The sequence below is a fragment of the Pseudomonas sp. R19M genome (genome assembly GCF_050312585.1).
Classification (GTDB): domain Bacteria; phylum Pseudomonadota; class Gammaproteobacteria; order Pseudomonadales; family Pseudomonadaceae; genus Aquipseudomonas; species Aquipseudomonas palleroniana.
In genome coordinates, this window is record NZ_JBNPJV010000005.1 from 1 (window position 1) to 9,689 (window position 9,689).

The window sequence follows — 9,689 nt, forward strand, 5'->3', positions numbered from 1 at the left end:
CACGGTAATTCAGAAGGACCGAGGCGCCCGGGTTTGGGGCGGCTGCGCCACCCAGCGCGGGGCAAGCCCGCTCACTACGGATGATGTGTTCTACATCCACCATTTGACTGACTGGCATTAGGGCTTGCCCGCTCCCACATTTCGGACCCTGTTCCTACCGTCGGCGCAATGTCGGCTCCGTCGCCATGCACTCCACCAGATAATCGATGAACACCCGCAACTTCGGCGGCAGATAGCGCGTCGGCGAATGCAGCAACCACGCCTCGCCGTGGTAGGACGCAATAAAATCCCACTCCGGCAACACCTGCACCAAGCGCCCCGCCTCCAACGCATGCCGCGCAGTGAAGTACGGCAAGCTGCCAATCCCCACATGCTGCAACACGGCGTCCAGACGCACCCCGGTATGGTTCGCCGCGTAGCGTCCACGCACGCCGACGGTCACAGCCTTGCTGCCCTGGCGGAATTTCCAGCGGGAATCCCCCGGGGTTTCACCCAGGTAAATGCAACTGTGCTCCAGCAAATCATGGGGGTGCAGCGGCGTCCCCTGCTCAGCCAGATAGTGCGGCGTAGCGCACAATAAATGCTCAATGGGCAACAACTGCCGCCCCACCAGGCCCGGCGGCGGGCTGTCGGTAATGCGGATGCTCAGGTCGACGTTGTCATCGATCAGGTCGACATGCCGGTCTTCGAGGATCAACTGCACATCCACCTTGGGGTAGCGCCGCAAAAACTCCGGCATATGTGGGTGCACCACAAACCGCCCCACCGCCTTGGGCACGCTGACCCGCACCAGGCCCTCGGCCTCATGAGTGAATTGGCCGCTGATTTCCATCACCGAACGCGCCGCGCTGACCATCTCCCGGCAGCGCTTGAAAACCTCTTCACCCCCCTCGCTCAAGCGCAACTTGCGCGTGGTGCGTTGCAGAAGCCTAGTGGCCAGGGCTTGCTCCAGGCGCGAGATGCTGCGGCTCACCGCCGAGGGTGAAACACTCAGTTGCCGCGCAGCCTCAGAGAAGCTGCCGGTTTCGACCACCTTGACGAAAATCGCCATTTCGCCCAGCAACGGCAAAGGAAGATTGATGCTCATGACGCACAGGTCCATTGATATTTGAACGGATTATCACCCATCTGAGCACTATTTATACTGCTCACAGAACCCTGATGCGGATGTAACCCAATGACCGAGCGCCTATTCTTTACTCACGACCATCTGACAGCCGAACTTGAAGTGCTCGCCTGTACACCGCACGAAGATCAGTTTGCAGTCACCTTGCAATCGACGATTTTTCATCCCCAGGGCGGCGGCCAGCCGCACGACACCGGTTGGCTCGGTGAGAGCGCCGTACTGCGTGTTATCCAGGAAGCCGACCGCCTCGTTCACTACGTCGATAAACCCGTGGCACTGGGAGCCGTCACCGCACGGGTCGACGAACAACGCCGCGCCCTGCACACGCGCCTGCATTCCGCCGGGCATCTGATCGGTAATGCCGGGGAAAGCCTGGGCTGGATGCCGATCAAGGCGCATCACTGGCCGGGTGAAGGCAAAATCACCTTTATCCGCGGTGAGACAGCGCAAGCCATGGATCCCGAGTTGATTCAGCGGCAGATCGAGCAGTGGATCGCCGCTGACTATGCCCGTCACATGACGCTGGAAGACGGCACACGGGAAGTCGGGTTCGGCGAGTTGCCGCCGTATGCCTGTGGCGGCACACATGTGCAATCGCTGAGCGAACTGGGTCAGGTAACGATCCTGGCCCTGTCGGAAAAGAAAGGCGCGCTGTCGGTACGCTATAGCCTGGATTAAAGCGCTATCGCCCCCGCTCGCCCCGGCTCCACCACAAACGACTTAAGGGTCGAGAGCGTGGCGCTGGGGTCGCGCGGGTCGCTGATCACCCGGAAGTTCGTCACCATCTTTTGCTCTTCCAGCGCCACCGATACGTAGCCACGTTGACGGCTGTCAAAGAACTTCACATGGGGATTGAGCGGCAGGATCTGCGTGAAGGCATCGAACGGTGGGCCGTCGGATGTCACTGAGGTGCCGACGAATTCGGTGGCGACAACGGGCGAGTCCGGGTCACTGGCGTCAGCGTGCAGATCCGTGGTCCAGAACGAGTGGATATCGCCGCCCCAGAACACCGGGTTTTTCACCCGTCGGCGTTGAATCGACGCCAACATGCGCTCGCGGTTGGCCATATAGCCGTCCCACCCATCGGTCCAGCGTCCGGGCTTGTGGTTGGTCAGGTCGCGCTGAGTCAGCGGTGCCACCAGCAGGTCCTGGGCGATGACGTTCCACTGCGCCCGCGACTCGGCGAACCCTCGGTCCAGCCAGGCTTCCTGCTCCCAACCGAGCATCGTGCGATTGGGTGCGCGCAAGTCCGTGCACGTATTGTCGGCGACATGCCCCTGGTGACTGCCGTTGGCGAGAATGCAGGGCTGTTCCGAGCGGTACTGACGCCCATCCAGTACATGGAAGCGCGCCAGCCGGCCGTAGTCCAGACGCCGATAGATGCGCATATCCGGACCTCTGGGCACGCTGCCGGCGCGCAGTGGCATATGCTCGTAAAAGGCTTGGTAGGCCGCCGCCCGTTGCTGCAGGAATTGCCCCACCGGTATTTTCGGGTCCTGGGACCAGCGATTGGCGTAGTCGTTCTGTACCTCGTGGTCATCCCAGGTCGCCACGCTAGGCGCGGCGGCGTGCAAGGCCTGTAGGTCCGGGTCGGTTTTGTACAGCGCGTAGCGGTTGCGGTAATCGCTCAGGCTTACTGCGTTGCCACTGCCGTGGGGGCGAATGATCTTGCCCGAGTCCGGCGCGTAGGAACTGTCGTAGATGTAGTCGCCGAGGAAAAACACCAGGTCCGGTTGCTCGGCCGCGAGGTGGCGGTAGGCGCTGAAATACCCGCGCTCCCAATGCGAGCAAGACACAAACCCCACCCGCGCCGCAGCCATAGCCTGCAAGGGCGGCGCCGTATTCACCCGCCCTACCGGGCTCTGTGCCCCAAGCCCTTCGAACTGGTACCAATACGGCCTGCCCGCTTCCAGCCCCGCGACCTCGACATGCACTGAATGGGCAAACCGTTCGGTCGCCATCACCTCGCCCTGCTTGACGATGCGCTTCATCGCCGCATCACTGGCCACCCGCCAACGCACCGGCACGGCGCGGTTCAACCCACCGCGTCCATCCACGGCATTGAACAAGGGAGCCAGGCGCGTCCAGATCACAAAACCATCCGGCAACGGGTCACCCGATGCCACGCCCAGAGTAAACGGATAGTCCACCCCAGCACTGCGCGCAAAGGGGCTGAGGATCGAAAATGCCGTCGCCACCGCCAGCCCGGAGAGTACCCGGCGGCGGCCATGGTCCACTGCGCCGCTCACAACCGGCGCTCCCAGTCGTCACGCACGGTAGCAAACCCGAGCAAATCCTCATACACGCCATTTTTGAGAAACGCCTGACGCAGGCAGCCTTCATAGCGCAGTCCGATTTTCTCCATGACCCGCGCCGACTCCTGGTTGCGACCAAAGCACTGGCTGCCCACCCGTTGCAACCCCAGTTCGACGAAGCCGAAGTCGGTCACTGCACTCGCCGCTTCCGCGGCATAACCCTGATTGCGACAGTGCGCCGCCACCCATCCGCCTAGGTGTCCATAGTGATGTAGAGAGTTGATACGCAGGCTGACGATACCGATCAATTCGCCGGTTGCCTGGACATGCATGCCCAGGCTCAGCAACTCGCCGGCACGATATTTTTCTGCGCTCCCGGCAATAAAAAGCTGCGCAGTTTCCAACGTGTAAGGCACTGGGATATTGGCGGTGTTATCCGCGATTTTCGGCCCGTTGGCGAGTGTGGAGAGTACCTCGGCCTGGTCCGGCTCCAGTGCCCGCAGGAGTAAACGCGGCGTGGACAAATGAGGCAGTTCAGTCGACATACGGGGCGGCTCGCGAAATAAATGCACAAGAGTGTACGGCCTTCGTGTCAATTTCATTACGTCACAAAACTGCAAGGTAACTCTTCTGAAAGACTCGTCCTAGAGCCTTCAAACCGTAAATTTTTGTTAACCGTTCGGTCATTTTTGACTGTTAGCGTGTCGCCCCTAATTCAATAACGGGGTAACGGAATGAGAACCTGGGATGAACCCAAGAAACGCAAGGCACACATCGAGTTGATCCCAATGATCGACGTGATGATGTTTCTCCTGGTGTTTTTCGTACTGGTGAGTCTGAACGTGATTCCGGCACTCGGCATGAAGACGCAGTTGCCCAGCGCCAGCAGCTCGCAACAACTCAAGCCGCAGAACAAATTCATCCTGACGCTGGGCCTGGCAGGCCAACTGCAGCTCGACGGCAAAGACCTCACGGTCGACGCCTTGGTACCGGCCCTGAAGGCCGCTGAAAAGCCCGATACCAAGTCGACGATCATCGTCAACAGCGACAAAGGCGTCGAGGTTGCGCGCCTGGTGGAAGTGATGGACACCCTGCGCCAGGGTGGCTTTACCTCCGTCTCCATCGCCACGCGTAAGTCCTGACCATGTATGTATTGTTCCGTGCGCGTCAGCTGCTGGGCAGTGTCCCGGCCCTGATCGCCCTGGTGCTGATTGCCTTGGGCATCCAGTCCCAGCCCCTGAAGATCCAGCCTCAGTACGATGAATCGGCGGTCGAGCTTGCCCTGGTCGAGCCGGAGCCCGAGGTGGTGCCTGAACCCGTGGTGGAGCAAGAACCGCCTCCACCGGTGATCGAGGATGAAGAGTCCGAACCGGCTCCACCGCCACCGCCGCCCAAGCCGCTGCCCAAACCTGAACCCAAGCCCAAGCCGCTGCCCAAACCCAAACCCGTGGTGGCCGCCAAGCCAACACCCGCCCCCGCGCCAGTAGCCCCCGTCGCCGCCAAGCCGGTGCAGGCCGCCGTCGCACCGACACCCGCACCGCCTGCGCCACCGGCACCGCCCAAGGTGGATGGCCAGGCATTGGAAGGTGGTTACCTCAAGGGGCTGCGCAACGAGCTGGACACTTACAAGCAATACCCCACCGGGCGCCAGGCGTCCCTCGAGCGCCCCAGTGGCGAGGTGGTGGTCTGGCTGATGGTGGATCGACAAGGCCGCGTCCTCGACTCCGGGATCCAGACCCCGGCACCGAGCATGCTGCTCAACCGGGCCGCTACCAATAGCCTGCGTCGCATCAAGCAGGTCAAGCCGTTCCCCGAACAAGCCTTCGGTGGACGCAACGAGCAACGCTTCACCGCCACCTTCAACTACAGCGTGCAATAAGCACCCGACACCAGGACGACAGTGATGAGGTTCACACGTATTCATCTGGCACTCGTTGCCGCAACGAGCATGACCCAGGGCTGGGCCATTGCAGCTACCAGCGACAGTGACGTCGGGACGATTGGCGTAAAGGGCAAGGCGACCGCTGGGGGCGGTTACATGGTCCCGGAAGAAAGCGCCAAGGGCCGCTCGACCATCACCAAGGAAGCGTTGGACAAGCAAACCGCCACCGGCAACGCCATCGACAAACTCAAGTACACGCCGGGGCTGAATATCTCCAGCGAAGACAACACCGGCCTCTCCGGTTTCCGCTTTACCATGCGCGGCATGAACTCCGACCAGGTGGGCATGTCGGTGGACGGTATGCCGATCAACGACTCCGGCAACTACGCGCTGTACTCCAACCTGCTGGGCGACCCGGAAAACATCGACCAGATCTTCGTCACCCAGGGTTCCTCAGAGGCGGACGGCCCGCATATCGGTTCCAGCGGCGGCAACATCGGCATCGTGACGATCCGCCCGACCAAGGAAACCGGGGCGTTCGTCAAGCAGGTCGTGGGCAGCAACGCCACCCGCAAGACCTTCGCCCGCCTCAACACCGGCGAGGTCAACGGCCTGAGCAACTGGCTCTCGGTGTCCCACACTGAAGGCGATATGTGGCGGGGCTCGGGCGCCGTGCGCGCGGACAAAGTGGAGTGGAACAGCTTCTTCGATGCCGGCAACGGCAACACCGCGAACCTGATCCTCAAGTACCACGAGCAGGACAACAACAGTTACAGCCAGCTGACCAAGGCGCAGTTCCAGCAGTTCGGCCGCAAATACGACCCGTACGCCGCGACGCCGGCCCTGGGCAGCAACGGCAAGGTCAACAACTACTACGCCTTGGCGCAGAACCCGTTCCAGACCTTTACCGGCGTGCTCAACACCCAGTTCAAGCTGGCCGACAACCTGTCGCTGTCGGTCATCCCGTATTACTACTGGGGTAATGGCAGCGGTGTCGGCTCCTCTTCCTATGCGCTGAACCGTGGCTCCAACCAGGGCGGCGTTTTCGATCTGGGCAACCTGCCGACCGCCGCCCAGTACAATGCCGATGGCTCCTCCACCAGCGGCGTCTACTATCGCCCTTCACGCACCCAGACCTGGCGCCCGGGCATCACCACCAAACTGAACTGGGACCTGGGCGACCACAGCCTGCAATTCGGCTACTGGTACGAGCGCGCACGCCAGAGCCAGACCCAACCGTTCATTGCCCTCAAGAACAGCGGCAAGCCAAGCGACACCTGGCCGGATGGCACGTCCGTGGTTGACGCCAACGGCAACACCGTACAGGGTCGCGACCGCTTCACCGTGACCCCGGCGCAAAAAGTCTGGGCCCAGGACACCTGGTTCATCAACTCGGACTGGACCCTGATAGCCGGCCTGGCTTACATGAACGTCGAGCGCGACGGCACCAACCATGGCAGCCTCACCGAACAACCGGAAAAGCGTAACCAGACCTACAACAAGCTGCTGCCCAACGCGGGCCTGAAATACCAGCTCGACGAACGTGACCAGTTGTTCTATAGCCTGTCGCGCAACATGCGCGTACCGCAGAACTACGTGCTGTACGACAAAGGCGCCGACTCGATCAACTCCAAGCCGGAAACCAGCTGGAACCACGAACTGGGCTGGCGCTACACCGCCGACGACATGACCCTGGCCGCCACCCTGTTCTACATGGATTTCAAGAACCGCCAGGTATCGTCCAAGGACATCAACGGCGACTTCGCCGACATCAACGCCGGTTCCGTCACCAACAAGGGCCTGGAGTTGGAATGGAGCGGCCTGCTGCCTAACCACTTCAACTACTACACCTCCTACACCTACACCAAGGCCGAACAGCAAGATGACCTGACCGTCTACAACGCGGGCAAAGCCATCGTGTTGCCCACCAGCGGCAAGCAGTTCGCCAACGTGCCCAAGAACATGCTGGCAGCCAATATCGGTTATGACGATGGGCGCTTCTACGGCACCTTCGGCGGCAAATACACCAGCCAGCTCTATGGCGACCTGACCAACGATGAATCCATCTCCGGCCGCACCGTGTTCAACCTCGGCGCCGGTATCTACCTGCCGGTGGACAAGAAAGTGGTCAAGGACGCGACCCTGCGCCTGAACGTCGACAACCTGTTCGACAAGAAATACCTGGACGGCGTGTACACCACCAAGACCAACTCGGCGAGCTACAGCGGCTTCCGCGATGGCGACCCGGCTTACATCGTGGGCGTAGACCGTACCGTCACGGTTTCCCTGGAAGCGAACTTCTAATTGCGAGGCTACAGATCATGGACATGAACCTGCTTCACGCCATCACCTTTTATGTAATGTACGCCGCCATGGCGATTGCGATCTTTATCACCATCGAACGCGGCATCTACTTCGCCTATGTGCGTCGCCAGGCACGTGCCTTGACCGAAGTGCTCGGTGCCAACGTGCACAGCGAACGTGACCTGCCGCAGGCGCTGACCCGCCGCGCCAGCCTGCCGCTGAACATGGTACTGCCGATCCTGGCACAGAAGGCCGCCCATGGTTCGCGCAAGGACCTGGATGACGAGATCGACACCCAGTACCTCAAGACCCGTGCACCGCTGTCGCGCAGCCTGTGGATCATCGAGACCATCACCACCGCCGCGCCGCTGCTGGGCCTGTTGGGCACCATCCTGGGCATCATCGACACCTTCAAGGCACTGGCCACGGCCGGCGTATCCGACCCGGGCCAGATCTCCGGTGGTATCGGTACGGCCTTGTTCGCCACCGGCCTGGGGATTGCCATTGCGCTGTTCTGCGTGGTGTTCCATAACTTCTTCCAGGACAGCCTGGAGCGCATCAACGATCAGTTGAAGATCCTGCTGATCCGGGCCGCCACCGGCGCCCGTGTCCAGGGTGAAGTCCCGCACCTGGTGCCGACGCCGCTGCACACCCGCACGGCATGACCTTCAGGGCGGGCGCGTGATGCGCCCGCCGTTCTTTCTGTTCGATGAGACGCCCATGCACCTATCCATGAAATTGCGTATCGCAGGCCTCGCCGGCGTGCTCCTCAGTCCGCTTGCCCAAGCGGACTTTTCAATTCCGGGGTTTGAACTGGTGCACACCGTACCGGTGGAGACTGCGTTGGGCACGGCTGACCTGCGCCAGCCGGGTCCGGTGTGGATCGAACTGTTCGACGGTGCGACAACGACCATTGATATCGGCCAGTTCTACGCCGCCGACCACCCAGGCTCAGTGATGGACACCGTGATCCAACACCTGGAAGCCGCCGGCAAACGCGGCGTGAAGATTCGCTTCCTGCTTGAAGAAAAAGGCATCAAGTTATCGGAAGCCTCCACGCTGGAACGCTTGCGCGCGATTCCCAACCTGACCTTCCGCGTATTGCCCTACGGGCAAGTGAGCGGCGGCATCATCCACGCCAAATACCTGGTGGTGGACGGTAAACAGGCGTTTGTCGGTAGCCAGAATTTCGATTGGCGTTCACTGGAACATATCCACGAAACCGGCCTGCGCATCAGCGATGCGACCGTGGTGAGCCAGGTCCAGGCGATCTTCAACCAGGACTGGAAAGCCCAGGCCGCCCTCGCCGACCATAAACCCGCGCCCCTGCCGGTCACCGGCCAGGAACCTGCGCGCACCGGCAACTACCTGGTAGCCAGCCCGCTGCGCTACAACCCACCGGGCGTGGGCGATTCACAACTGGAGCTGCCACGCCTGCTGAGCGAGGCGAAGAAGGAAGTACGCGTACAACTGCTGGACTATGCGCCGTTGTCCTATGGGCCGGATCGCACCCGCCCCTACTACGCCGTGATCGACAACGCCGTACGCGCCGCCGCCGCACGTGGGGTGTCGATCAAATTGATGGTGTCTAACTGGAACACCGACACGCTGGAACTGCCCTACCTCAAAAGCCTGGCCGTATTGCCGAATGTCGAAATCAAGATCGTCACGCTGCCCGAGGCCAAACAAGGCTTCATCCCCTATGCGCGGGTGATCCACAGCAAGACCATGGAGATCGACGGGCAAGTGGCGTGGGTTGGCACGAGCAACTGGCTCGGCGGGTATTTCGACAACTCGCGCAACCTGGAAGTGGTGATGCACGACAACGCAATGGCCAAGCGAATTGGCGAGTTGCATGAGCAGTTATGGAATGGGCCATATGCCAAGGCGCTGGAGGTCATGGCTCAGTATCCGGAGCCGCACCCAGGCAAGCCTTGACCTGAAATGTGATTCAACGCCTCCCCCCCTTACGGGAGGGGGCAAGCCCTAATGCCAGTCAGTTAATGGTGGGATGTAGAACACATCATCTGTAGTGAGCGGGCTTGCCCCGCGCTGGGTGGCGTAGCCGCCCCAAACCCAGGCACTTCGGTCCTTCTGAAATACCGCGGCGTCTTTGTTGGGG

9 protein-coding genes are annotated in these 9,689 nt (G+C 61.3%); 6 read left to right on the forward strand and 3 right to left on the reverse strand.

Annotation, left to right across the window (positions count from 1 at the left end; genetic code table 11):
- Window positions 1-154 precede the first annotated feature (154 nt).
- Window positions 155-1,087 carry a LysR family transcriptional regulator gene (locus ACQRBT_RS00275; protein ID WP_090365903.1) on the reverse strand — a complete coding sequence of 311 codons (933 nt, stop codon included), beginning with the start codon at window positions 1,085-1,087 and terminating at the stop codon, window positions 155-157.
- A gap of 90 nt (window positions 1,088-1,177) precedes the next feature.
- Here ACQRBT_RS00275 and ACQRBT_RS00280 point away from each other — a divergent pair, with 90 nt between their 5' ends.
- Complete coding sequence (locus tag ACQRBT_RS00280; protein ID WP_412047794.1) at window positions 1,178-1,804, forward strand: alanyl-tRNA editing protein; 627 nt, start codon at window positions 1,178-1,180, stop codon at window positions 1,802-1,804.
- On the opposite strand, the gene ACQRBT_RS00285 is transcribed toward ACQRBT_RS00280, so the two are convergent.
- Entirely contained in the window at window positions 1,801-3,375 is a 1,575-nt protein-coding gene (locus tag ACQRBT_RS00285) for an alkaline phosphatase D family protein (protein ID WP_412047793.1), read from the reverse strand. The two genes, ACQRBT_RS00280 and ACQRBT_RS00285, sit on opposite strands and share 4 nt — an antisense overlap.
- Window positions 3,372-3,926, reverse strand: a complete 555-nt coding sequence (locus tag ACQRBT_RS00290; RefSeq protein ID WP_244698077.1) for a GNAT family N-acetyltransferase — start codon at window positions 3,924-3,926, stop codon at window positions 3,372-3,374. Before ACQRBT_RS00290 ends, ACQRBT_RS00285 begins: the two co-directional genes overlap by 4 nt.
- A gap of 189 nt (window positions 3,927-4,115) precedes the next feature.
- Here ACQRBT_RS00290 and ACQRBT_RS00295 point away from each other — a divergent pair, with 189 nt between their 5' ends.
- From ACQRBT_RS00295 to ACQRBT_RS00315, 5 genes are read left to right on the forward strand one after another with little or no spacing between them, the layout of a single operon-like run.
- On the forward strand, window positions 4,116-4,523 hold the full coding sequence (locus ACQRBT_RS00295; protein ID WP_060757004.1) for an ExbD/TolR family protein: 408 nt from the start codon (window positions 4,116-4,118) through the stop codon (window positions 4,521-4,523).
- Window positions 4,524-4,525: 2 nt separating this feature from the next.
- The gene (locus ACQRBT_RS00300; RefSeq protein ID WP_060757005.1) at window positions 4,526-5,260 is read left to right on the forward strand and encodes an energy transducer TonB family protein; all 735 of its coding nucleotides are present in this window, start codon (window positions 4,526-4,528) and stop codon (window positions 5,258-5,260) included.
- A gap of 24 nt (window positions 5,261-5,284) precedes the next feature.
- Complete coding sequence (locus ACQRBT_RS00305; protein ID WP_412047792.1) at window positions 5,285-7,567, forward strand: TonB-dependent receptor; 2,283 nt, start codon at window positions 5,285-5,287, stop codon at window positions 7,565-7,567.
- Between the two features lie 17 nt (window positions 7,568-7,584).
- Window positions 7,585-8,232: a MotA/TolQ/ExbB proton channel family protein gene (locus ACQRBT_RS00310; protein WP_060757007.1), complete on the forward strand. Its 648-nt coding sequence runs from the start codon at window positions 7,585-7,587 to the stop codon at window positions 8,230-8,232.
- A gap of 55 nt (window positions 8,233-8,287) precedes the next feature.
- Window positions 8,288-9,505, forward strand: coding sequence for a phospholipase D-like domain-containing protein (locus tag ACQRBT_RS00315; protein ID WP_412047791.1), 1,218 nt, complete (start codon window positions 8,288-8,290; stop codon window positions 9,503-9,505).
- Window positions 9,506-9,689: the final 184 nt, after the last annotated feature.

Bases quoted from the DNA above. Each gene is read 5' to 3' on its own strand.
- ACQRBT_RS00300 (WP_060757005.1), top strand. From the start codon at position 4,526: ATGTATGTATTGTTCCGTGCGCGTCAGCTGCTGGGCAGTGTCCCGGCC.
- ACQRBT_RS00310 (WP_060757007.1), top strand. From the start codon at position 7,585: ATGGACATGAACCTGCTTCACGCCATCACCTTTTATGTAATGTACGCC.
- ACQRBT_RS00305 (WP_412047792.1), top strand. From the start codon at position 5,285: ATGAGGTTCACACGTATTCATCTGGCACTCGTTGCCGCAACGAGCATG.
- ACQRBT_RS00315 (WP_412047791.1), top strand. From the start codon at position 8,288: ATGCACCTATCCATGAAATTGCGTATCGCAGGCCTCGCCGGCGTGCTC.
- ACQRBT_RS00275 (WP_090365903.1), bottom strand. From the start codon at position 1,087: ATGAGCATCAATCTTCCTTTGCCGTTGCTGGGCGAAATGGCGATTTTC.
- ACQRBT_RS00280 (WP_412047794.1), top strand. From the start codon at position 1,178: ATGACCGAGCGCCTATTCTTTACTCACGACCATCTGACAGCCGAACTT.
- ACQRBT_RS00290 (WP_244698077.1), bottom strand. From the start codon at position 3,926: ATGTCGACTGAACTGCCTCATTTGTCCACGCCGCGTTTACTCCTGCGG.
- ACQRBT_RS00295 (WP_060757004.1), top strand. From the start codon at position 4,116: ATGAGAACCTGGGATGAACCCAAGAAACGCAAGGCACACATCGAGTTG.